The 24,686-nt window shown below is 38.3% G+C and carries 19 protein-coding genes and 2 pseudogenes; 16 read left to right on the top strand and 5 right to left on the bottom strand.

The window, feature by feature from the left end:
- Positions 1 to 63: 63 nt before the first annotated feature.
- Positions 64 to 2,565: pseudogene (locus IYQ23_RS09710) on the top strand (pneumococcal-type histidine triad protein).
- 187 nt (positions 2,566 to 2,752) lie between these two features.
- Here the strand turns inward: IYQ23_RS09710 and IYQ23_RS09450 are convergent.
- Both IYQ23_RS09450 and IYQ23_RS09445 read right to left on the bottom strand, forming a co-directional pair.
- Positions 2,753 to 3,196, bottom strand: a complete 444-nt coding sequence (locus tag IYQ23_RS09450; RefSeq protein WP_229311886.1) for a hypothetical protein — start codon at positions 3,194 to 3,196, stop codon at positions 2,753 to 2,755.
- 8 nt (positions 3,197 to 3,204) lie between these two features.
- Positions 3,205 to 3,597: a hypothetical protein gene (locus tag IYQ23_RS09445; RefSeq protein WP_229311885.1), complete on the bottom strand. Its 393-nt coding sequence runs from the start codon at positions 3,595 to 3,597 to the stop codon at positions 3,205 to 3,207.
- A gap of 259 nt (positions 3,598 to 3,856) precedes the next feature.
- Here IYQ23_RS09445 and IYQ23_RS00965 point away from each other — a divergent pair, with 259 nt between their 5' ends.
- The 10 genes from IYQ23_RS00965 to IYQ23_RS00920 all read left to right on the top strand — a co-directional run bounded on the left by IYQ23_RS00965 (position 3,857) and on the right by IYQ23_RS00920 (position 13,496).
- Positions 3,857 to 4,123 carry a chorismate mutase gene (locus tag IYQ23_RS00965; RefSeq protein WP_195673819.1) on the top strand — a complete coding sequence of 89 codons (267 nt, stop codon included), beginning with the start codon at positions 3,857 to 3,859 and terminating at the stop codon, positions 4,121 to 4,123.
- A gap of 14 nt (positions 4,124 to 4,137) precedes the next feature.
- On the top strand, positions 4,138 to 5,355 hold the full coding sequence (locus IYQ23_RS00960; protein ID WP_195673818.1) for a voltage-gated chloride channel family protein: 1,218 nt from the start codon (positions 4,138 to 4,140) through the stop codon (positions 5,353 to 5,355).
- 85 nt (positions 5,356 to 5,440) lie between these two features.
- Positions 5,441 to 6,280: a thymidylate synthase gene (locus IYQ23_RS00955; RefSeq protein WP_195673817.1), complete on the top strand. Its 840-nt coding sequence runs from the start codon at positions 5,441 to 5,443 to the stop codon at positions 6,278 to 6,280.
- A gap of 186 nt (positions 6,281 to 6,466) precedes the next feature.
- Positions 6,467 to 6,979: a dihydrofolate reductase gene (locus IYQ23_RS00950; RefSeq protein ID WP_195673816.1), complete on the top strand. Its 513-nt coding sequence runs from the start codon at positions 6,467 to 6,469 to the stop codon at positions 6,977 to 6,979.
- On the top strand, positions 6,979 to 7,152 hold the full coding sequence (locus IYQ23_RS00945) for a hypothetical protein (protein ID WP_003024903.1): 174 nt from the start codon (positions 6,979 to 6,981) through the stop codon (positions 7,150 to 7,152). Before IYQ23_RS00950 ends, IYQ23_RS00945 begins: the two co-directional genes overlap by 1 nt.
- A 38-nt stretch (positions 7,153 to 7,190) precedes the next feature.
- Positions 7,191 to 8,423: an ATP-dependent Clp protease ATP-binding subunit ClpX gene (gene clpX / locus IYQ23_RS00940; protein WP_106083669.1), complete on the top strand. Its 1,233-nt coding sequence runs from the start codon at positions 7,191 to 7,193 to the stop codon at positions 8,421 to 8,423.
- Positions 8,424 to 8,434: 11 nt separating this feature from the next.
- The gene (yihA, locus tag IYQ23_RS00935) at positions 8,435 to 9,022 is read left to right on the top strand and encodes a ribosome biogenesis GTP-binding protein YihA/YsxC (protein ID WP_003035043.1); all 588 of its coding nucleotides are present in this window, start codon (positions 8,435 to 8,437) and stop codon (positions 9,020 to 9,022) included.
- Positions 9,023 to 9,142: 120 nt separating this feature from the next.
- Positions 9,143 to 9,850: a glucosaminidase domain-containing protein gene (locus IYQ23_RS00930; protein WP_195673815.1), complete on the top strand. Its 708-nt coding sequence runs from the start codon at positions 9,143 to 9,145 to the stop codon at positions 9,848 to 9,850.
- A gap of 171 nt (positions 9,851 to 10,021) precedes the next feature.
- Complete coding sequence (locus IYQ23_RS00925; RefSeq protein ID WP_195673814.1) at positions 10,022 to 11,767, top strand: ABC transporter ATP-binding protein; 1,746 nt, start codon at positions 10,022 to 10,024, stop codon at positions 11,765 to 11,767.
- Complete coding sequence (locus IYQ23_RS00920; protein WP_195673813.1) at positions 11,748 to 13,496, top strand: ABC transporter ATP-binding protein; 1,749 nt, start codon at positions 11,748 to 11,750, stop codon at positions 13,494 to 13,496. The genes IYQ23_RS00925 and IYQ23_RS00920 overlap by 20 nt, the downstream gene beginning before the upstream one ends.
- Positions 13,497 to 13,516: 20 nt before the next feature.
- Here the strand turns inward: IYQ23_RS00920 and IYQ23_RS00915 are convergent, their stop codons facing one another.
- From IYQ23_RS00915 to IYQ23_RS00905, 3 genes are all read right to left on the bottom strand, one after another.
- Positions 13,517 to 15,052: an ATP-binding cassette domain-containing protein gene (locus IYQ23_RS00915; RefSeq protein ID WP_195673812.1), complete on the bottom strand. Its 1,536-nt coding sequence runs from the start codon at positions 15,050 to 15,052 to the stop codon at positions 13,517 to 13,519.
- Positions 15,053 to 15,387: 335 nt separating this feature from the next.
- Entirely contained in the window at positions 15,388 to 16,128 is a 741-nt protein-coding gene (locus IYQ23_RS00910; protein WP_022525918.1) for an amino acid ABC transporter ATP-binding protein, read from the bottom strand.
- Positions 16,128 to 18,311, bottom strand: coding sequence for an ABC transporter substrate-binding protein/permease (locus IYQ23_RS00905; protein WP_195673811.1), 2,184 nt, complete (start codon positions 18,309 to 18,311; stop codon positions 16,128 to 16,130). Before IYQ23_RS00905 ends, IYQ23_RS00910 begins: the two co-directional genes overlap by 1 nt.
- 162 nt (positions 18,312 to 18,473) lie before the next feature.
- On the opposite strand from IYQ23_RS00905, the gene IYQ23_RS00900 reads away from it, so the two are divergent.
- The 5 genes and pseudogenes from IYQ23_RS00900 (at position 18,474) to IYQ23_RS00875 (ending at position 24,592) form a co-directional block, all read left to right on the top strand.
- Entirely contained in the window at positions 18,474 to 19,433 is a 960-nt protein-coding gene (locus tag IYQ23_RS00900; protein ID WP_195673810.1) for a CPBP family intramembrane glutamic endopeptidase, read from the top strand.
- A 90-nt stretch (positions 19,434 to 19,523) separates the two neighbouring features.
- The gene (gene uvrB, locus IYQ23_RS00895; RefSeq protein ID WP_195673809.1) at positions 19,524 to 21,512 is read left to right on the top strand and encodes an excinuclease ABC subunit UvrB; all 1,989 of its coding nucleotides are present in this window, start codon (positions 19,524 to 19,526) and stop codon (positions 21,510 to 21,512) included.
- A gap of 30 nt (positions 21,513 to 21,542) precedes the next feature.
- Positions 21,543 to 22,088: pseudogene (locus IYQ23_RS09440) on the top strand (DUF1697 domain-containing protein).
- Between the two features lie 129 nt (positions 22,089 to 22,217).
- Complete coding sequence (locus tag IYQ23_RS00880; RefSeq protein WP_195673808.1) at positions 22,218 to 22,952, top strand: ABC transporter ATP-binding protein; 735 nt, start codon at positions 22,218 to 22,220, stop codon at positions 22,950 to 22,952.
- Positions 22,952 to 24,592 carry a hypothetical protein gene (locus IYQ23_RS00875; RefSeq protein ID WP_195673807.1) on the top strand — a complete coding sequence of 547 codons (1,641 nt, stop codon included), beginning with the start codon at positions 22,952 to 22,954 and terminating at the stop codon, positions 24,590 to 24,592. The genes IYQ23_RS00880 and IYQ23_RS00875 overlap by 1 nt, the downstream gene beginning before the upstream one ends.
- Positions 24,593 to 24,686 lie beyond the last annotated feature (94 nt).

Genomic DNA, 24,686 nt, shown 5'->3' with positions numbered 1-24,686 from the left:
TGTGTTTTCTGTGTTTTGTTTAACTAGTTAAATATTAACTGGTTAAACAAAAGGGAGAGCTATATGAAATATAAGAAGCTTTGGGCATTGGCAGGAATTGCTTTATCTTGCAATCTTTTACTGACTGCTTGCCATTCTAACTCGTCGTCAAAAAGCAGGGATAAGGTGACGGGCGAAACAAGGAGTGAAAAAGAAACATTCTAACGCTAAAAAAGGTCAAGTACCAGGTGTAGATAAGCCGACAGATGACGGTTTTCTATTCACAAGTGAATCACAGATTAAGGCTAGAACAAATGACGGCTTGATTTTAGACCATGATGGTCACACACACTTTATTTTTTATTCCGATTTAAAAAACAGCAAATGGGCTTACTTGATTCTGAAAAAAGGTCAAGCTCCGTCAACCGCCGTTGCGCAGAATCTCGGTCAAGCGAGTGACGTTGATGATGGCTATGTGTTTAATCCAAAAGATATTGTTTCAGAAGATGAAAATGGCTATGTTGTTCGACACGGTGATCACTATCACTATATCTGGAAACATTCATTAAGAGGTAATGGCAGTCAAGCCTATCAGCCTCAAACGGTACCGTCTGGCAATGCTTCAGGTGGACAATCTCTTCCGCATGCGTAGCCAAATTACACAAACCCATCTGTTAATCCGCAGCATCTAGGTTCAAACAAACATCAGTTTGCTGGTATAGATTATCCGACAAGTGATGGATTTTTATTTGATGGAACAGGGATTCAAGAAAAGAAATCCTATGGCTTATTAGTGAACCATAACGGTCATACGCACGTTATCCCTTATGAACAACTCATTCAGTCCAAATGGGAATATTTAATCCCAGCAGAGTATAAAAAAGCTGCTGAGGACGCTTACTATGCTCGAAAAGGTCAAACTCCGTCCACGCCAGCACAAGATTCTTCAAAAGAAAATGAAGAAATCACTAAGAAAAAGACCTATCTGGCATAACAGTTGGGAATTGATGAAAGTTTGATCCAAGTGATTGACAATGAAAAAGGGAAGGCTTTTGTTTATCCACATGGCGATCACAAACATTCAACTTTAATTAGTGACATTGATACGACCAAACCATTCGATCCACACGGTGATCCGCATGCTCATGATAAGGTAGGCATGGCAACATTGAAAGCCTTAGGATTTGATGATGAGATTATCGAAGATATTTTACATGCAACTGCGGATACAGAATTTCCGTCAAATGAAACGGACTTGGAAAAGATGAAATCCTGGTTGGCAACGGTGAAATACCTAAATATTGGGCAAAGAAAAGATCCGCTGGAGCGTAAAGGTCTTAATTTGATGCCAAATATTGAAGTGCTAGGAATTGGTTTTACCAAAATTAAAGATATTCGTCCGGTGTTACAGTTTAAGCATTTGAAACAGCTTTGGATGATTAAGACAGAAGTTACGAATTATGACTTTTTAAAAGAGATTCCAACTCTGGAGGATTTGGATATTTCACAAAATGGCGTTTCAGATTTATCTTTCTTAAAGAACTATCCAAATCTGAAAACGGTAGTGGCAGCTGGTAATAATATTCGTGACATTCGTCCGCTGGCTCAGTTGAGGAATTTAGAATCCTTAAATTTGGACTATAATGAAATTTCAGATATTTCAGCTCTGTCAAATCTTTCAAATTTACAAGCGGTTAGTCTGGAGCACAATCAACTCCAAGATGTATCAGCATTGGCTCAAAAAGCGCACCTAACACGTCTGTTCTTGTCAAATAATCCTAACTTGGATATCAATAGTTTGAAAACCTCAGCGCTTGCAGAACTGACAGTGAATGAGTCAAATATTCAAAATTTGAATTTCTTGAAAAACAATCCTGCTTTGACAGTATTACAATGAGTGGTAATCGCCTGACTTCGTTGGCAGGGATTGAAGCAGCAAAGAATCTGACCAGCTTTACAGCAGCTCAAAATCAAATTCAGAGCTTAAATATCTCTGGAACTCAATCATCTTTGAAGGAATTGAGTTTAAGCGGCAATGCCTTGAAGAATTTGGAAAGTGTGAATCAATTTAAAGCACTTGAAAATTTAGATGTATCTAAGAATAAGATCACAAGCGTGGCGATTAGTACCCCTAACAATACCATTACCTATATTGATCTTAGTCATAATTTTATTCCAAAGTCAGAACTGGAGTTAAATGAAAATCGAATTCCAAAAGCATTGGCTCAGTATTTCCCAGCCGTTAAGGGAGGAAGCATCGAAAACAATCCATTGATCGAGGAAAAGAAAGAAGAAAAAGAGGCTTCTAAAAAAGAAGGTACTGCAAAGAGCGTAGATACCAATGAAGCTAAATCGTCTCCAGTAGAGGAATAAACTGCTGACTCAACAGACAAGGGTTCTGAAACTAAAAAAGAAGAAAAAGCGCAGCCGGATTCGAGGAAAGGATCAGATGAAGAAGCCAATAAGGTAAACAATTCTGAGAAAGAACAAGCTCCGTCAGACTTGAAAGTGGCTGAAAATGAAACAAAATCAACAGCTGAAAAGACAACTTCGTCTAATGAGCAGGAGTCTGTCTCAAAACAATAATAAAATTTTATTTTGAATTTCCTGAGAAGGCTGTTCAATTGAGATTTTTAGATAAAAAATAGCCTGAAAATTGTTACCTAAAGGAACTTTTTCAGGCTTTATTGCTTTTAACTGAAGAAAAGTATTTTTTGACTTTCAGGCACTGTACAGATAACCATTTTCCGGATTTTAACGATTTTGATTTGTTCTACATCAACTTCTCCAAGCCCTTGACATACTCCCGATATCGTTGTTCTCTTAACTTGTAAATAGCTTCATAGATATGCTGGTAATGAATGTCATAAAAGTTCATAGAAAAGTTGATGAGAATGTGTTCTACCTCTGGAAATAAGGCTTCGAGATAAGTCGAAAGGTGCTGGTCGGCTACGATAATGCTTGTTTCCTCGTGCGTCTGCAAATTCAAGGAGGTATTCAAAAAGTCAACACCAGATATTCGTGCAATAGTAGGTGGAATATTCATGGAGAAGGCATTCTTTAAAGTTGTCAAATCTGCATTGTTACTCGCAAAAATGTAAAGTGGAATAGGAGCCATGCGGGAATAAATCAGCTCTCGCAGCTGAATGCTCACATGATAAATGTGGTACTTGTAAACCTCGCCTGTTAAGCCCACCTCTTGCATCCATTCTCTCACAAGCACCTTTAAAATCCGATAAAGCGGGTCGCGCAGACCTCTGTGGTTATATTGAAACGTGAGAGATATTCTTTTTGGATAAAACAGGCAAAACTTTCTTTTTCTTCCCGCAAGAAATAGTACAAAAGACGAAGAAAAGTAGAACCTTGATAAATCCGATGAAAACAGACTAGCGGATTGAGCTTTGTATAAATATCCAAATGAACCGTGCGTTTCATGACTCGCAAATAGAACAAATCTTGAAATTCTTCCTTCAGCTCTGCCAAGTATTGATAAATGTTTTTCTCACTAAAACTGGTAATTTGTGTTATCTGCTCAATCTCTAAAGTTTGAAATTCCAGCAAAATTTGTAACACTTCTGCCTTGTTTAAAATAGCTTCTTCCAAATAGTAATCTAACATCGTTCCCTCTTATTTTTCAAAATTACCACAGAAGGAAAGGGATTGTCAAGCCGGATTTTAGGGCGAGTAGAAGCAAAGTAGAAGGTTAGAAGTAGAAGCTGCTTAGAGTTGAAAGAATAGGCTTTATTTGAACTTGTCTCAATTTGAGTGTTATTTTTCTGCTAAAATTGAGAAAATTAGGACTTGAGATTCAAAACCTGACGATTACTAGCATATTGTGAAAAATTTTGTTAAAATAGAAAGCGATTAGGAGGAAATCATGGATTTAGTAGAAATTAGAAAAGAAATTGATCAAATAGATGCAGATTTGATTGCCTTACTAGAAAAAAGAATGACTTTGGTGAGTCAAGTTGCTCTCTATAAACGTCAGACTGGAAAAGCTGTATTAGACACTCAGCGAGAACAAGTAATTCTAGAGAAAGTTGCAAATAGTGTACATGAAAAACAGTACGAAGAAAGCATTGTTCAGACTTTTTCTGATATTTTGAAACATTCGCGTGCTTATCAAGACCAACACGTCAAATAATAAAGGAAGTTTAAATGAAAAATGCGCGTGATATAGAATGGCTTGATAGTGGAAAGCGAGCAGTGGTTATTACAGTGTTATCCATTTTTATAGGTCTAGTAGTTGGGATTATTGATGCGATATTTGGGCGAACCCTTATCTTTTTAAGCGATATCCGCTCTATGTATCCACTCTATTTGATTCCTTTTTTAGCTATTGCGGGATTAGGGATTGTATTTCTCTATCAGAAATATGGTGGGAAAAGTAGCAAAGGAATGACCTTGATTTTTGAAGTTGGGCATGGTGTAGAGGAACATATCCCAAAGCGCTTGATTCCTTTGGTTATATTGACAACTTGGATGACGCACCTTTTTGGTGGATCGGCCGGTCGAGAAGGAGTAGCAGTACAATTAGGAGCAACAGTTTCTCATTGGTTTGGCAAGAAATTTTCTATCCCCAACACTTCAAAAATCTTTTTAGTCGCAGGAATGGCTGCTGGTTTTGCTGGTCTATTTCAAACACCGCTAGCGGCAATTTTGTTTGCAATGGAAGTCTTGGTTGTAGGAACTTTGCAACTGACCACTCTGTATCCTGCAATGATTGCTTCCTTTGTTGCTTCTTGGACATCGCATGCGTTAGGGCTTGAAAAGTTTGTACAACCAATTTCTGTTCATCTGGCTTTATCACCAATGCTTCTTATCAAATTAGTGTTTCTTGGAGTTTTATTTGGATTTTGTGGCAATGTATTTGCTTATGCTCTCTCATGGAGTAAAAAGAAAGCGGCAACTATTTTTCCAAATCCCTACAAACGAATCGTGGTGATGGGAATTGTTTTAAGTATTGTCTTTTTATTGTTGGATAAAGGACGATACTCAGGGCTTGGAACAAATTTGATTGCAGCTAGTTTTGCTGGTCAGCCTGTCTATGTATATGATTGGTTCTTCAAATTACTTCTGACAGTTTTGACATTAGCTGCTGGCTTTCAAGGCGGAGAAGTGACACCGCTTTTTGCAATTGGTGCAAGCTTAGGTGTGTTGCTAGCGGGTTTATTTGGACTTCCAGTTGGTTTGATTGCTGCACTAGGTTATGCTGCTGTTTTTGGAAGTGCGACCTCTACTTTCTTAGGTCCGATTTTAATCGGCTGTGAAGTATTTGGCTTTACTAATTTCCCCTATTTTTTCATAGTGTGTGCGGTGGCGTTTTCTCTACATCGTCAGCATTCAATTTATGGAGCTCAAAAAATTCGATATTGAAGAATGTTCTCCTGCGAGGTTTTAACTTGTAGGAGATTTTTATTTTGTGTTATACTAGAAAAAGCAATATTAGAAAAGGGAAATCATGACAAAAGCAGATACTATTTTTAAAGAAAATATTCGAAAAATCTTGACTGAAGGTGTTTTTTCTGAAAATGCACGCCCTCGTTATAAAAATGGGAAAGTTGCAAATTCTAAGTATATCACCGGTTCTTTTGCTGAATATGACTTGAGCAAGGGAGAATTTCCTATCACAACGCTTCGACCGATTGCTATCAAGTCAGCTATCAAAGAGGTGCTCTGGATTTACCAAGACCAATCCAATAGCTTAGATATTTTAGAAGAAAAGTACAATGTTCATTATTGGCATGATTGGGAAGTGGGAGATACTCGCACGATTGGCTTGCGCTATGGTGCTGTTGTTAAGAAACATGATATTATCAATAAAATCTTGAAACAGCTAGAAATCAATCCTTGGAATCGACGAAATATTATCTCACTTTGGGATTATGAAGCATTTGAAGAAACAGAAGGTCTACTACCGTGTGCTTTTCAGACCATGTTTGATGTACGCCGTGTAGACGGTGACATTTATCTGGATGCAACTCTGACACAACGCTCAAATGATATGTTGGTAGCTCATCACATCAATGCCATGCAGTATGTAGCATTGCAAATGATGATTGCCAAACATTTTGGCTGGAAAGTTGGTAAATTCTTTTATTTTGTCAACAACTTGCATATTTATGATAATCAATTTGAACAAGCTGAAGAATTACTTCGACGTGAACCGACGGATTGCCTGCCACGATTAGTATTGAATGTCCCAGACGGAACCAACTTTTTTGACATTAAAGCAGAAGATTTTGAATTAGTTGATTATATCCCTGTTAAGCCACAGTTGAAATTTGATTTAGCCATTTGAGAATGAAGTGATTTTCAGATTTTCAAAATCTAAAAAATAAAGGGCTGTATCTAACTATTTTCACAAGACATCATAAAAGAACGGATTTCTTGTGCAATATAAATTGGCGCTTTGATTTGATAGTTAAAGTCAGCCTTTTTTTGTGAAATTTGATAAAATAGAAATATCAATTCAAAGGGTGAGGAAATGACAAAGAAAATTGTAGCTATTTGGGCGCAAGATGAGAATGGCTTGATTGGGCGAAACAACACGTTGCCTTGGCATTTACCAGCTGACCTCAAGCATTTTAAAGAAATGACAACTGGACAGGCTATTTTAATGGGGCGAGTGACATTTGATGGGATGAACCGCAGAGTATTGCCCAATCGCACGACAATTATTTTGACGAGAGACGAATCATATCAAGCAGAGAATAAGCGAGTTCTGGTGTTTCATGATGTTGATTCTGTTATGAAATGGTATGAGACTCAGAAAAAAACTCTTTATATTATTGGCGGTGGTCAGATTTTTTCTGCATTTGAGCCTTTAATGGATGAATTAGTTATTACCCGTATTCATGCTCGTTTACAAGGTGATACTTATTTTCCAAAAGATTTTGATATGACGAAATTTCAGGAGCTGTCTCGTCAGTTTCATGCCAAAGATGAAAAGAATGAGTATGACTTTACTGTCACAACCTTTCAGAGAAGGGAGTCGTAATGGAACGTAGTATTTTCGGATTTTTTACGGCTCTTTTATGTGTCGTTTGTGTTATGGCGGCAACGCAAGCTTTTCGTAAAAAACGGTATGGATTGTCAGTGCTCTTTTGGCTGAATGCTTTTACAAATTTGGTGAATAGTATTCATGCTTTTTATATGACCTTATTTAAATGAGAAAAAAGAATAAACAACGAATAGAATTGGAGTGAAAAATGCCTACAAATCGTACGAACGAAATGATGGTTTATTGTTCTTTTTGTGGTAAAAGCCAAGAGGAAGTTCAAAAAATTATCGCAGGAAATAATGCCTTTATTTGTAATGAATGTGTGGAATTAGCACAAGAAATTATTAGAGAAGAATTAGCAGAAGAAGTGCTGGCAGACTTGTCAGAAGTACCAAAACCGCAAGAATTACTCAATATTTTGAATCATTATGTGATTGGACAAGACCGTGCTAAGCGAGCATTGGCCGTTGCTGTTTACAATCACTATAAACGCATCAATTTTCATGATAATCGTGAAGATGAGGAAGATGTCGAATTGCAGAAATCCAATATCCTCATGATTGGACCAACTGGTTCTGGCAAGACCTTTCTCGCTCAAACTTTGGCAAAAAGTCTGAATGTTCCTTTTGCGATTGCAGATGCGACAGCTTTGACAGAAGCTGGGTATGTCGGAGAAGATGTTGAAAATATTCTCTTGAAACTCTTGCAAGCAGCAGATTTCAATATTGAGCGTGCTGAACGTGGTATCATCTATGTAGATGAGATTGATAAAATTGCGAAGAAAAGCGAAAATGTCTCTATTACTCGTGATGTGTCTGGTGAAGGTGTTCAGCAAGCGCTCCTCAAAATTATTGAAGGAACTGTAGCCAGCGTACCTCCGCAAGGCGGCCGCAAGCACCCTCAACAAGAGATGATTCAAGTAGATACGAAAAATATTCTCTTTATCGTTGGTGGTGCATTTGACGGTATTGAAGAAATTGTCAAACAACGTCTAGGCGAAAAAATTATCGGTTTTGGTCAAAACAACAAGGCCATTGATGAAACTGGTTCTTATATGCAAGAAATCATCTCTGAAGATATTCAAAAATTTGGCTTGATTCCTGAATTGATTGGTCGTTTACCTGTGTTTGCAGCGCTTGAGCCTTTAACAGTTGATGATTTGGTGCGAATCCTTCGCGAACCAAAGAATGCTTTAGTGAAGCAATATCAGACTCTTCTTTCTTATGATGATGTCAAATTGGAGTTTGATGATGATGCTCTCCAAGAGATTGCCAACAAAGCCATTGAACGTAAGACAGGTGCGCGTGGATTACGTTCAATCATCGAGGAAACTATGATAGATGTCATGTTTGAAGTTCCAAGTCAAGAAAATGTGAAGCTGGTACGGATTACCAAGGAAGCAGTTGACGGAACGGATAAGCCGATTTTAGAAACAGCATAAAGAGGTGTGCAATGGAAATTAACACACACAATGCAGAAATTTTGCTAAGTGCAGCAAATAAATCTCATTATCCGCAAGACGAGATTCCTGAAATTGCCCTTGCTGGACGATCAAATGTTGGTAAATCTTCCTTTATCAATACATTGTTAAATCGAAAAAATCTAGCTCGAACTTCTGGCAAGCCAGGAAAAACGCAATTGCTGAATTTCTTCAATATTGATGACAAACTTCGTTTTGTGGATGTCCCAGGATATGGCTATGCTAAAGTTTCTAAGACAGAACGAGCGAAGTGGGGCAAGATGATTGAGGAATATCTGACGAGCAGGGAAAATCTCAGAGCAGTTGTCAGTCTAGTGGATTTTCGACATGAGCCAAGTGCAGACGATGTACAAATGTACGAATTTCTCAAATATTATGAAATACCAGTCATTGTCGTAGCCACGAAAGCTGATAAAATTCCACGCGGCAAATGGAACAAGCACGAATCAGTCATTAAGAAAAAGTTAGATTTTGATAAAGATGATGATTTTATTGTTTTTTCATCTGTCAATAAAGATGGTTTAGAAGCAGCTTGGGATGCGATTTTGGAAAAAATTTAGAGTTGAAGAAAGACTGAGAATCATTTTCTCGGTTTTTTATAATGAATCTGTCACCAAATTGTAACTAAGGGCTGGGAATTTTATGTTATAATCAAAATATATTATACTGGAGAATAAGCCATGAGAAAGAAAAAATTGAAAAAAAGAATTTTAACAGTTCTAGCTTTGGCGGTCGCCGCTTTATTGGTTAGTGCAGTTTTGTCCAAGCAAGTTCACCCAGCTAGTGCCAATGATGAGACTTACCAACGTCCGTTAACTCAAACAGAGGTGTTCATTTCACAAATTGGTGAAACGGCTCGTCAATTAGGACAAGAGAATGATTTGTATGCTTCGGTTATGATTGCACAAGCCATTCTGGAAAGCAATTCTGGACGTTCTGCTTTATCAGCCACTCCTCATCATAATTTATTTGGCATCAAAGGACAGTATGCTGGGCAATCAGCAACAATGGCTACACTAGAAGATGATGGGCAAGGAAATACTTATAATGTCAATGCAGAATTTAGATCCTATCCAAGTTATGTTGAATCTTTACAAGACTATGTGGCGATTTTAAAACATAGCCGCTACACTTATGCTTGGAAGAGTAATACGACCAGCTATATGAATGCGACTGCTGCTTTAACAGGTGTCTATGCAACGGATACAAGCTATAATGTTAAGTTGAATAATTTGATTCAACAGTATAATTTGACACAATACGATGTACCAAATGTGCAAGCAACCAATATTGCAACGACTAACAAAGTCTACAATCCTTATCGCCAACAATACACAACACAAGAAGTGTTAGATTTGGATGTTGCTTGGGCAAATCGTCATCAATAATATTTTATTTGAAAGAAATTTAGTAGGAGAGAACGACATCGTTCTTCTCCTTTTTATCTGGAATTCATCTAACAAAAATTCTCCTATAAAATAATTGTATTCGCTAATAAATCACAGAGAAGACTAGATTATGATAAAATAGAACTAGTTTTGTATAAGAAAAGAGATTTCATGAAAGATTTATTGAAATATTTTAAGGGATATATCAAAGAATCCTTGTTGGGGCCACTTTTTAAATTATTAGAAGCTAGTTTTGAACTATTGGTGCCAATTTTGGTTGCAACAATTGTAGACCAAACAATCCCTAAAAAAGATAGTGCGCATCTTTATACCATGGTCTTTTTACTGGTTGTCCTAGCATCGTTTGGTGTTGTTGTGGCGATTATTGCTCAGTATTATTCCTCAAAAGCAGCGGTAGGATTTACACGTCAATTAACTAAAGATTTATATCAAAAAATAATGCGTTTGCCAAAAGCTAGTCGAGATAACTTGACGACATCTAGTCTGGTCACTCGTTTAACAAGTGATACTTATCAAATTCAGACCGGTATCAACCAATTTCTTCGTCTTTTTTTGCGCGCGCCGATTATTGTTTTTGGCTCGATTGTTATGGCATTTTTGATTAGTCCAAGTATTACACTGTGGTTCTTACTCATGGTTGTCATCCTAACGGGTATTATCTATATCATGTCACGCTTGGTAAATCCGCTGTACGCTAAAATTCGCCAGATTACAGATAAAATTGTCAATATGACACGCCAACAACTGCAAGGTATGCGCGTTATCCGTGCCTTTGGGCAAACAAATAAAGAAATTCATGAGTTTAGAGATACCAATGAAATTTATAAGACCTGGCAGATAAAAACAGGAGTTTGGTCGAGCTTGATTAGCCCGTTGACTTTTTTAGTGGTAAATAGCACATTGGTCATGGTTATTTGGCATGGGAATCTAGCTATTGGACAGGATTTACTGACGCAGGGGAAATTAGTTGCTTTAGTCAATTACCTTTTGCAAATCTTGATAGAGTTGTTGAAACTGGCGATGCTCATCACCTCTTTGAATCAAAGTTACATCAGCGCTGGACGAATCCAAGAGGTTTTTGAACAGGAAGAGGAAGATGTGTTATCAGAACTGCCAATACGGCATTCTGTTGGTGCTCGATCTATTTCTGCTCAAAATGTTACCTTTACCTATCCACAAGCTGCTAGTCCCTCCTTGGAAAATATTTCGTTTGACGTACTATCTGGTCAGACTTTGGGAGTGATTGGCGGAACAGGCTCAGGGAAATCAACTCTGGTGCAGCTGTTGGCGCACTTGTATTCGATTGCTGCTGGTCAGTTGGTTATTTTCAAAAATGGTCGAAGTCCTAGAAACCTTGAAGAGTGGCGCACTTGGATGAGTTTGGTGCCACAAAAAGCAGAATTGTTCTGTGGAACGATTCGCTCAAATTTATTGCTGGGTTTGGAAGACAAGGTGACGGATGAACAACTTTGGTGGGCTCTTGATATTGCGCAGGCTAGTGACTTTGTACAGGAAAAAGAAGGTCAGCTAGATGCAGTAGTAGAAGCTTTTGGTCGGAATTTTTCCGGTGGTCAACGCCAACGGTTGACGATTGCGCGCGCTATTTTACAAAAAGCACCTTTTCTGGTGCTGGATGATTCCACTTCGGCACTTGATTATTTAACAGAAGCTAAACTATTGCAAGCTATCAAAGAGCAGTTAAAGAACACGAGTTTGATTTTAATTTCACAGCGAACCAATAGCTTGCGTGCAGCTGATCAGATACTTGTCTTGGATAAAGGCCATCAGGTCGCTCTTGGCGCACATGAAGATTTGCTTCAAACGAGCGCTATTTATCGAGAAATTCATCTCTCACAACATAGCAAGGAGGAAAAGCATGAAAATGAGGTATTCTAAAAGTGGTCTGAAACGCCTTGCAAGTGATTTATTGCAGCAGCGCTGGCTTTTCCTACTAGCTACAATTGGAACGATTGTTCAGGTTGCTTTGACCATTTATTTGCCGATTTTGATTGGGAATGCAGTGGATAGTGTTCTACTTCCCGATGCAAGTCAGCATTTGCTTCCAATTCTCTCGAAAATGGGTCTGGTGATTGTTGCCAATACAGCGATTCAATGGCTCAATCCTTTAATCTATAATCAGTTGATTTATAGCTATAGTCAGAAACTTCGGGACGCAGTTATTCAAAAAATTCATCGGCTTCCCTTGGCTTATCTTGATCGTCAAGGGAGTGGTGATTTAGTAAGTCGCTTGACGACGGACGTGGAGCAGTTAAATAATGGTCTGCTCATGGTCTTCAATCAGTTTTTTGTAGGCGTGTTGACTATTCTTGTAACGATTGTGACAATGGCAAAGATTGACTTTTTCATGATGGTGTTAGTCTTGCTTTTAACTCCCTTATCTATGCTGATTGCGCGTTTTATTGCCCGTAAAAGTTACAAGTTGTTTCAAAAACAAACCACAGCTCGAGGGCTTCAGACACAGCTCATTGAAGAAAGTCTCTCTCAAGAAAGTTTGATTCAAAGTTTTAATGCTCAAGAGCAGTTCATTGGGGACTTTACAAAAGGCAATGAGACATATGCTGACTATTCTCAGGATGCTATCTTTTATTCCTCTACTGTCAATCCAGCGACTCGCTTCGTGAATGCTATTATTTATGCCATTGTTGTTGGATTTGGTGCGGTTCGTATCATTAATGGCTCTAGCTTTACGGTCGGACAATTAGTGACATTTTTAAATTATGTCAACCAATACACCAAGCCATTCAACGATATTTCGTCTGTCATGGCTGAACTACAAAGCGCCCTTGCCTGTGCGGAGCGCTTGTACATGATTTTAGATGAAAAGGAACTTGTAGAAATTGGAAAAGAAGAACTTACAAGTGAAGCAGTACGGGGGGCGATTCGTTTTGAGCACGTCCGTTTTGGTTATGAAAAAGATAAACCCTTGATTCACAATTTAAACATGACCGTTCCAGCAGGAAGCAAAGTTGCTATTGTTGGACCAACTGGTGCTGGAAAATCGACTTTAATCAATCTCCTCATGCGTTTTTATAATGTAGATGCGGGTAAGATTGAGCTAGACGACAGAGATATTACAGATTACACCAGAGTCTCATTTCGCCAACAGTTTGGTATGGTTTTACAAGAAACATGGCTGAAGACAGCGACGATTCATGAAAATATTGCTTTTGGACGACCAGAAGCTAGCCGAGAAGAAGTAATTGCAGCAGCTAAAGCTGCTAATGCTCATTTCTTTATCCAGCAATTGCCGCATGGCTATGATACTTATCTAGCAGATGCAGGAGATTCTTTGTCACAAGGACAACGCCAGCTATTGACCATTGCGCGTGTTTTTCTAGCGGTTCCTAAAATCCTGATTTTGGATGAAGCAACCTCCTCTATTGATACGCGGACTGAAGTACTCATTCAAGAGGCTTTTAATAAGCTCATGGTAGGGCGAACCAGTTTTATCATTGCTCATCGCTTGTCTACCATTCAGAATGCAGATATCATTTTAGTGTTGGTTGACGGAGATATTGTGGAATATGGCAGTCATCAAGAGCTGATGCAAGCAAAAGGCGTTTATTACCAAATGCAGACAGCTCAAGGAAGTTTGGCTGTTTAAGATTAACTAGGAGAACAAATTTATGGCTGTTCATTTCTGACTGGCTCTAGTCCTGTTTCAGTCAAGCGGTAGATTTTCTGACAAACTTCTTTGAGAAAGGTGCGGTCGTGTGAAACGGTAATGATAGCACCGCTATAGTCTGTAAAAAGCTTTCGTACTTGTGGCTGAGAAGTGGGGGAAAAGTTGCGTGTCGGCTCGTCTAGCAACAAGACATTTGCTTGATCTAATACCATTTTTAGAAGCAGTAATTTAGCTTTTTGTCCACCAGATAGCTGGGAAATGGGATGATGTACTTCGTTGCGCGTGAATTGCAGACTGGCTAGGTGTGTGAGGATTTTTTCTCGCTCAATAGCCTCTCCTGTAGATGTTAGAAAATCTATTGGAGAATCGACTTCGTTTAAACTATCAGGATAGATTTGAGGCATATACCCTAGCGTAATGCCTTTTTTCTTTTGCAATAGATTTCGCAGTTCTTTGATAAAAGTAGATTTTCCGGCACCATTTTCACCAATAATCCCAATCTTTTCCTGCCCTAAGAGTTCAAAATTTATATTTTTGGCTAAGGTGCGTTCCCCTACCTTCAAATACATCTGTTTGAGAGTGACTACTCTTTTTGTAGATGGCAGAGGAGTAATAGTAGAAAATTGTAGATTGATAGCATCTGCCTGTGTTGGTAACTCTGTCATTTTAGTGGCTTCTCGATTAAAACGTCTTTCTTGTGAGAGAATATTTTTCATTTTTTTGGCTAGTAATCTACCAGCTGTGCTGTCATAAGTATGACGCAAGACATGCTCCACACTTTGTTTGACTCGCTGGTGTTTTGCCATTGCTTTTTGATATTCTTCTCGTTCTTTTTTTGCGTCTTTAGTTTGCTTTTCAAATGAGGTCTGTCTTTGCTGGCTGTAATTTTCATAATCAAGATTCCTAACAGTTGTTCTAGCTTCTTGCTTTTTCTTAACCAATTCCAAATGCACGATTTTTGTTGCTGCATGACTTAAAAGACTTTCATCATGTGAAACAAACATAACTGTTTGAGGTGTATTTTGAAGAAAATTTTCCAGCCAAATCAGAGTGTCTGTGTCTAAATCATTGGAGGGCTCATCTAAAAAGAGAATGTCCCAATTTGTAGAGAGGATTTTTAAAAGCTGTACTTTTAATGTTTCACCGCCAGATAGAGTCGCTAATGTTTGCTGACTAGTAAAACGTTCGCTATCAAAATGTAATTCTTGAGCAAAGCGGTAAAGTTTGCTGTAATCTAAGTCTACGTCCAAATCACCAAAGAAATAGTCGTTGAGGGAGAGCCTTCTTTCATTTTCAGGTAAAGTTTGCGGCAAATAAGCATAACAATTATAGCTTTTTTGAATCTCTCCCGTATAACTAACATAGTCTGAAACAAGTGCGTCATTCATGAGTAGTTTGAGAAGAGTAGATTTTCCATTTCCTTCTTCTCCGATAATACCGACTTTATCGCCTGCATTGACAGTAAGTGATAAATCATTGACTAAGTCTTTCAAATCTTTTAAATGGGTAATAGTTAAATGTCGAATTTGTAGCATATATGTCTCCTTATGATGTTCATTGTCATTTTAGAGCTAAGAAAAACAGCCCTATTTACCTAGTAGAGCTGTTCTTGTTTTTGGATTGCCAACAAACATTGCAAAACGGAGTAGTTTGCAACGAATAGATTATTATTGAGAAGTTTGAAAAAATTCTTTTATAAAAATAGGCAAGAGCATGACAAAAAATCTACTAGATAAAGTTTCCTTTAAGCAATAGATTTCTTGTACATAGACTCCTTACCTCCGAATTTTACTGATTTTAGTGTAGCAAAAAAGGCGTTAAATGTCAAAAGGGTACCGAGACAAAAGTTTGTCACCAACATAAAGTAGTATTACACATTCAAGACTTTATCTAGGAAGTCTTTGAGGCGTGGGTGCTGTGGATTGTCAAAGATTTGGTCGGGTTTGCCGTCTTCTAAGAATTCTCCGTCAGCCGTAAAGATGACACGATTGGCTACTTGACGAGCAAATCCCATTTCATGAGTCACGATAATCATGGTCATGCCTTGCTTGGCTAATTCTTTCATAACATTGAGAACGTCTCCGACCATTTCGGGGTCAAGAGCGGAAGTAGGTTCGTCAAAGAGCATAATATCAGGATTCATAGCAAGTCCACGTGCAATCGCCACACGTTGTTTTTGTCCACCTGAGAGACTGTCTGGCATGGCATCAGCTTTATCAGAGAGCCCGACTTTTTCTAATAGCTCCATACCAAGTTTTTCTGCTTCGGCTTGTGTCATTCGCTTGTGCTCGACAGGAGCAAAGGTGATATTTTCCAAAACTGTCATGTGAGGGAAAAGATTGAAGTGTTGGAAAACCATACCAATATTTTCACGAACCAAGTCGACATCTGTTTTTTTGTCGGTTAAGTCGAAGCCGTCCACGGTAATAGATCCGCTTGTAACTTCTTCAAGCAGGTTTAGGCTACGTAGAAAAGTTGATTTTCCAGAGCCAGAGGGGCCGATAATGCAGACCACATCTCCTTCGTAGAATTTCGTTGTGATTCCTTTTAGGACTTCATTTTCCCCGTAGTATTTATGCAAATCATTGACATCAATTTTTAGTTTAGCCATTATTTAATCCTCTTTTCTAAGCGTTTTGCAAGTCTAGTCAAAAGAGTAATGATAATCAGATAAAAAACTGCTAGGATAGCATACATTTTGAAACTTTGGTAGTTACGAGCAATGATGATTTTACCTGTTTGGAAAAGTTCGACGAGACCGATAGCAGAGACGATTGTAGTATCTTTCAAAGCGATAACAAACTGATTGACGAAGTTTGGTAACATGATTTTTGTTGCTTGCGGCAAAATAATCTTTCTCATGGTTTTTGAGTAAGAAATACCAAGACTTCGACTGGCTTCCATTTGTCCAACTGGAACAGCTTGAATCCCACCACGGACGATTTCTGCAATATAAGCGCCAGCATTGAGAGAAAGAGCAATTGTACCAGCCACAAAATCGTTAATCGGACTTTGATGACCTGTCATTGATTCAATAAGGTTTGGGATGCCCCAGAAGATAAAGGCTGCGAGAATCATAAGTGGGATTCCACGAATGACATCCACGAAGATTTCTGAGATGACGCGGAGGGCTTTGACGGGACTCACGCTAAACATTCCAAAGATAATTCCAATTACCATAGCAATAGCAAATGACAGAAGCGCAAGAGCAATGGTGATACCAAGTCCGCTTAACAATTGTTTATAGTTGTTTTGGAGAAGCCCCCAAATGGTTGTTTCATCAACTGTACTGTCTGAAGAGCTAGAAGCAGAGCTGGTTTTTTTCAAATATTTATCAAGAATTTTTTGATATTGACCGTTCTTTTTAATATTTGCCAAACCATTGTTAAACATTTGGATCAATTCAGGATTACTACCTTTTTTCACTGCAAAAGCAGTATCTCCGATAGGGGTTCCCTTGATTGGAGTTTTTAGTTTTTGACCTTGGCTAATGGAGTATTTAACAACAGGTTCGTCATCCATAACGGCGTCCAAAGAGCCAGAGTTTAAGCTATCATACATTGAAGAAGCATCAGCGAATGTTTTAATTTTGTAATCATATTTACTTTGATTTTTTGTTAAGAAAGTTTGTGAAGCAGTTCCGTTTTTAACCCCGATTGTTTTGCCTTTCAAGTCTTTATAAGAAGTAATTGTGCTGGATTCTTTGACAGCAAGGATTGCGTTTGCTGTGTAATAAGGCTCTGAGAAATCAAAGGTTTCTTTACGAGCGTCTGTCACAGACATCCCTGCAATCATTCCGTCAGCTTGTCCAGATTGTACAGCATTTAAAGCGGCATCAAATCCGGGATTTGTAATTTCAATCGTGAAACCTTGGTCTTTGGCAATGGCTTTTATCAAATCCATGTCAATCCCAGTATATTTGTTATTACTATCCTGAAAAACGAATGGTGCAAAGGAAGAGTCACTCGCAATGGTATATGTTGATTTTACGGGAGTAGCTTTTTGACCAGCAGGAGTAGTGGTTTCTGGAGTAGAACTAGTTGTTTTCGTGGTTGTAGAACTTGTCCATTTTGTGATAATTTCCTCAAGAGAACCATCTTTTTTCATTTGAGCAAGCGCTTCATTGAATTCCGTTACTAGATATTCATATTTGCTTCCCTTTTTGACACCAAAAGCAAAACTACCAACAGCTTCTCCTTTCATAGAGATTTTTAAGTTTTGCCCCTGCTTGATAGCATATTCGATAACCGGTTGATCGTCCATCATGGCGTCAATTGAACCAGAATTCAAGCTGTTGTAAGTCAAATCGGTTGTATCAAAAGTTTTGATAGTAAATTTATATTTGTCTTTGATTTTTTCCAGAAAACGTTGAGCAGCAGTTCCGTTTTTAACTCCAACAGTTTTTCCTTTTAATTGCGAATAACTGCTGATTGTATTGGCTTTAGTCGTTGCAATGACAACTTTTGTATCATAATAAGTATCAGACATGGTGAAGACTTTTTCACGGTCTTTAGTTTTTGTCATTCCAGCCATGATAGCATCTGCCTGACCAGATTGAACAGCATTGACCGCTGCATCAAATCCAGGGAAAGTCATATTGATGTCCCAACCTTTTAGTTCAGCAACTTTATTGATGATATCTACATCAATACCTTTATAAGTTTGATCGGAATCTTTAAATTCAAAAGGTGCGTAAGCTGTATCAGATACCACTTTGATTGTATCGGCATGAATGGCTGTTACTGCAAAGAGTGGTAGTAAAGCTAACAAAAAAGTTATAATTTTTTTCTTCATGAGTCTCTCCTTTAAAGAATATTTTTAAATTATACCAGAAATATCTTCGAAAGGCAAATATTTCGCATTTTTATGTTAGATTTTATAACATGGACGGAAATTTCTTTTTTGATTTGCGTAAAATAAATATGATATAATAATAAAAAATAGAAAGGGAATTTTATGTTTAAATCTCGTATGCTTGATAATGTGAAACAGTCCCGTTACATTCCGCCTATTTGGTTGGCCGTTATCCTCTCGATTGTTTTTGTTTATGGAGGTGAAATTGTCGGTGGGCTTGCATTGGTTCCAATTTCGATACTGCTGGGTCTTGTGCTTGGCCTTGTTCATTCTGGGGCGGGCTTTGTAATGATACAAGAACTGATATCACATTATATGATTTTCATCCAACTCTTCCTCTTTTCCTTTATTTCTTTAGCTCTCTTTCTTTGGGTGAAATGCGCTGAAAAAAGACCTTTTTCAAGTCTTGGTTTTTTTAAGGAAAATTGGTTTAAAGAATTAGGACAAGGATTTTTGATTGGAGCGGCACAGTTTTCTCTCATAGTTGTCTTGCTTTTGCTGACAGGTCTAGGTAGGTTAGAACTCAACCATCTTAGTTTGGAGTCCTTTCTCTTTATTATCGCCCTGATTCCGTTTTGGATTTTACAAGGAGGAACAGAAGAATTGGTGACGCGTGGCTGGCTATTTCCTACTGTTACTGCCAAGTCAAATATTTTAGTCGGTATCTTAATTTCTGCTGGTCTATTTGGTGCTCTCCATTTATTGAATCCCGGTGTAACGCTTCTTTCGATTATCAACATTATTCTTGATGGTATTTTCGCTTGTTTTTACATGCTAAAAACGGACAATATGTGGGGTCTGGCTGGTATCCATGGGGCTTGGAATTTTGTTCAAGGTAATATTTATGGTATTCAGGTCAGCGGTCAGGGAGCAGAAGCTTCCGTCTTTGCCTATAATACGAAATCTAGTGTTGATTGGCTTTCGGGTGGGGCATTTGGAGCAGAAGGTTCTATTTTTACCAGTCTGGTGTTAATTCTCAGTATTGCCTATCTGTATTGGTCTCTTAAAAAAGAAGAAAAATTGCCTACAGCATTGCAATTTAGAAAATCAAATCTCACTTAGTTTTACTAGGTGAGATTCTTTATATCCTAAGTCAGTGATATTTTAAGAATTGTGATAAAATAAGAGAAGATTGTATAGAGGAAAAGAATAATGATAAATAGAATTACGGACAATAAATTTAAATTAGTTTCCAAGTATGAGCCTTCAGGAGATCAACCACAGGCGATTGAGCAATTAGTGGATAATATAGAGGGTGGTGAGAAAGCTCAGATTCTCATGGGAGCGACAGGAACTGGGAAGACCTATACTATGAGTCAGGTCATTCAAAAGGTCAATAAACCGACCCTAGTTATCGCTCATAATAAAACTCTGGCTGGTCAGCTCTATGGTGAATTTAAGGAGTTTTTTCCTGACAATGCGGTAGAGTATTTTGTGTCTTACTATGACTATTACCAACCAGAAGCCTATGTGCCTTCCAGTGATACCTATATTGAGAAGGACAGCTCGGTCAATGATGAGATTGACAAACTTCGTCACTCAGCAACCTCGGCTCTCTTAGAGCGCAACGATGTGATTGTTGTGGCGTCAGTCAGTTGCATTTATGGTTTGGGGTCGCCTAAGGAATATTCTGATAGTGTTGTCAGTCTACGTCCGGGCTTAGAGATTTCGCGGGATCAACTTCTCAATGATTTGGTTGATATTCAATTTGAGCGCAATGATATTGACTTTCAACGAGGAAAATTTCGTGTGCGTGGCGATGTTGTGGAAATCTTCCCAGCTTCTCGCGATGAACATGCCTTTCGGGTGGAATTTTTCGGGGATGAAATTGACCGCATTCGAGAAGTGGAAGCATTGACAGGTCAAGTGTTGGGCGAAGTAGACCATTTAGCTATTTTTCCTGCCACTCACTTTATGACCAATGACGAAAATATGGAAATTGCCATTGGTAAAATTCAAGCGGAATTAGAAGATCAGCTAGGCTTTTTTGAAAGAGAAGGGAAGCTTTTAGAAGCTCAGCGGTTGAAGCAAAGAACGGACTATGATATTGAAATGCTGCGCGAAATGGGCTACACGAATGGTGTAGAGAATTATTCTCGCCACATGGACGGACGGAGTGAAGGTGAGCCACCTTACACTTTATTAGATTTCTTTCCTGATGATTTTTTAATCATGGTAGACGAAAGTCACATGACTATGGGGCAAATCAAAGGTATGTATAATGGTGACCGTTCTCGGAAAGAAATGTTGGTTAATTATGGATTTCGCTTACCTTCTGCCTTGGATAACCGTCCGTTGCGTCGGGAAGAATTTGAAAGTCATGTGCACCAGATTGTCTACGTATCCGCTACGCCGGGTGATTATGAGCGGGAGCAGACGGATACAGTAATTGAGCAAATTATTCGACCAACTGGACTGCTGGATCCAGAAGTTGAAGTGCGTCCGACTATGGGGCAAATAGATGATCTTTTAGGGGAAATCAATGCGCGTGCAGAGAAGAATGAGCGAACCTTTATCACAACGTTGACTAAAAAGATGGCAGAAGATCTGACGGATTACTTTAAAGAAATGGGTGTTAAGGTCAAGTACATGCACTCGGATATTAAGACTCTAGAGCGGACAGAAATTATCCGCGACTTGCGGTTAGGTGTCTTTGATGTTTTAGTCGGAATCAACCTGTTGCGTGAAGGAATTGATGTGCCAGAGGTTAGTCTGGTTGCCATTCTTGATGCAGACAAGGAAGGTTTCTTACGCAATGAGCGTGGTTTAATCCAAACCATTGGTCGAGCTGCCCGTAATAGTGAAGGCCACGTCATCATGTACGCTGACACGATCACAGATTCCATGCAAAAAGCTATGGATGAAACCGCCCGTCGTCGTCAGATTCAAATGGCTTATAATGAAGAACATGGTATTGTACCGCAAACAATCCAGAAAGAAATTCGTGATTTAATCAGTGTGACAAAAGCCTCTCTACCAGACAAGGAAGAAGTGGTAGATATTGAAAGTCTTAACAAGCAGGAACGCAAGGATATGATTAAAAAGCTAGAAGGACAAATGCAAGAAGCGGCTGGTCTTCTGGACTTCGAGCTGGCCGCCCAAATCCGCGATATGATTTTGGAGATTAAGGCGGTGGATTAGAAAGATAAACAAAGCAAGAAGGAAAGAAGAATGCGTTACACACTCTTACTTCGCGGCATTAATGTCGGTGGGAAAAACAAGGTAGCTATGGCTGATTTGAAGGCCGATTTGACGGGACTCAGTTTTGAGAACCCTATCTCCTACATCAACAGCGGCAATCTCTTTTTTGACAATTAGGAGCACGAGAAAAAGATTAGGACGATTTTGACGGCTTATTTCAGTCAATCCTATGACTTTCCAATCCCTTTTGTCCTGCTCAGCTCTGCTATTCTCTAAGAAGAAGTGGCAAAACTGCCTGCTTGGTGGCAGGATGAGGCAGCCTATCGGCGCGATGTCCTCTTTTACCTGCCGGAAGCCAGTCACGAGCAGATAGAGGAATAGGCAAGGAACTGGTCAAATGACAGGGAGCTGCTGCATTTCGGTCAGACAGCCTTCTTTTACAGAAATAGCGATCAGGCTGACTATCTCAAGTCCAACTACTACAAGAAGCTACTCAAATCTAGTTTTTACAAGTCTTTGACTATTCGCAATGGGAAAACCTTTCAGAAAATTTTGAAGTTGGCAGATACTAGTTAAAGAGGCATTATTTTGTTTTTTTGGAAAACTAATGATGAATTGTTAATGAATATATATGTTTGAATAAAGAGAAAGAATTTTTACTTTTATTTGTATCATGCTGAAAACATTCAATAGATAGGAGAATTTATGATTGAATTTAATGATGTTACAAAAGTGTACGATGACAAGATAGCGTTGAATCATCTGAATTTAACGCTTCAGAGTGGAGAAATTGTAGGATTAATTGGACACAATGGTGCTGGAAAATCAACAACGATCAAATCATTGGTTAGTGTGATTAATCCAACGCATGGTCAGATTTTTGTGGATGGTAAGGAATTAGCGGCTAATCGGTTGGCAATCAAGAAGAAAATTGGTTATGTAGCTGATTCGCCGGATTTATTCTTACGTCTGACAGCAAATGAATTCTGGGAATTGGTTGGAACTTCTTATGATATGAGTCCTTCAGATTATGAGAAACGTTTAACGGAGCTACTGGAATTATTTGATTTTACAGCTCATCGCTATGAAGTTATTGAATCGTTTTCACATGGAATGCGACAAAAAGTATTTGTCATTGGTGCTCTTTTGTCTGATCCAGATATCTGGGTGTTGGATGAGCCTTTAACTGGTTTGGATCCGCAGGCGGCTTTTGACCTTAAACAAATGATGCGAGAGCATGCAGATAAAGGGAATACTATTTTGTTCTCAACCCATGTTTTAGAAGTGGCAGAGCAATTGTGTGACCGTATTGCCATTCTCAAAAAGGGAGAATTGTTGTTTTACGGTACGATTGAGGAATTGAAAGGTCAACATCCTGAAAAATCCTTAGAAAGTATTTACCTCAGTTTGGCAGGTCGTAGAGAAGAGGTGAGTCCCTGATGCGTCTTAAAGCGATTCGCTCCCTCATTCATGCAAATATCATTTATACGACGCAATCAACTAGGCTTTCTAGTTATCGTAAAAAACAGCAAAAAAATCCAAAGAAAAAAGGAAATGTTGCTAGAAATCTAGTGATGAACTATCTCTACGTTGGAATTTTGTATGCTTGTATATTTGGTGTACAGGGTGCTTTTTTACCGCTTGCTCAAAATCCAGGGCTGTTTTCGAATTTTGTCAGCATCTTTTATCTTTTCATCTTTGCACAGGGATTTCTTTCCTTTTACAATGTTTTTTATGAAAGTAAAGACTTGCAAGCTTACCGACCTTATGCCTTTAGTGAGAGCGAAATTATGGTTGGGAAAGGATTTTCTGTTCTTTTAACTACTTTAATGGGAGTGTTTCCCATTGTTATTTACTTTATTGGTTTGCAAATGCAATCAGGTCAACCAATCTGGCTTGCAATCCCTATTCTGCTTATTTCGTTAGGAGTACTGTTTTCGACACTTATTTTCCTTCTTTTGGTTGGTGTTCATTTTATTACGAAAACAACTATTTTTAGGAAATATAAAAAGCTTGCCTCTAATATTTTACTGGCTCTTGCTACAATAATGGCTTTTGGTGCGATTTTATTGGTGAATTTGCAAAATAACTCTAACGTTAAAAACGCAATATTGCAGGATCAACCTGCTTATTTTCCGCCAATGACGATTTTTCATGCTTTCAGTATGCAACCTTTTGCTTTGAATTCCTTGCTGGGAATGGGAGCTTGGGTAGTCGTAGCTGCTATATTATTTATAATTGTTAAGCGAAAGGTTTTACCAGAATTTTATGAAGCTGCAATGACCACAACAGCAACGGTCAATAGACAAAAACGAACGAAAATTTTCAAGATGAATGGACTTAGGAACTTTCCGCAGTTTGTGTTGTGCTATCAATTAAACCTAATCAGTGATGGCTCCGTCTTATTACAAACTCTTTTGATGCCTAGTGTGTTACCTTACTTTATTCTAATTCCGTTAATGGCTAGTTTTATGCAGAATAGTGAAATGATTTCTCCTTATTTGACAACAAGATTTGCTTTTCCACTGATGTTGATAGCAACATTTGTAGCAAGTTTAAATACAGGTGGAGCAAATTTAACAGGAATTGGCATTTCACTTGAACGTGAAAATTATGATTATTTGAAAGTATTACCCTTTGATATGGCAGGTTATCTTAAATTTAAGTTTTGGAATTTATTTGTCATTCAATCCATTTTACCATTCATTTTGTTAGCAATCTTTTCATTTGTGGTTGGTGTACAACTTATTGCTATTCTATTGATGCTAATCGCTTGGACATTGACTTGTTTAGCATGGAGTGCTTGGGGATATCATCGTGATAAACGTTTGCTAGTGACCAATTGGTCGAATGTGACGGAATTATTTAATCGTGAGAATAATTCACTAAAGATGATTTTGGGCATTGTTGCTATGATTATTTACATAATCATTATTGCAGTGAGCGCTTATTTCATTTTGGTATCACCAGATTTAGTGGGCTATTTGTTAGCAGGTACTTTTCTGATTGCTCTTGTAATGATGGCATTTTTACTGACAAATCATTATTTGAAAAAAGTTCAAGCTGAAGTAGAAAATTAAGCTGAAAGTTTTTGAATACTTACTATGTTTTTATTGCTTAGCAAGAATATATTGATAAGAGTCTATAAATTTTTATGTGCGCTTTGAAACATCT

The sequence above is a fragment of the Streptococcus sp. HF-100 genome (genome assembly GCF_015594635.1).
Taxonomy (GTDB): domain Bacteria; phylum Bacillota; class Bacilli; order Lactobacillales; family Streptococcaceae; genus Streptococcus; species Streptococcus vaginalis.
Note: the sequence above shows the minus strand (reverse complement) of the source record. Positions and strands in the feature narration are given on the sequence as shown.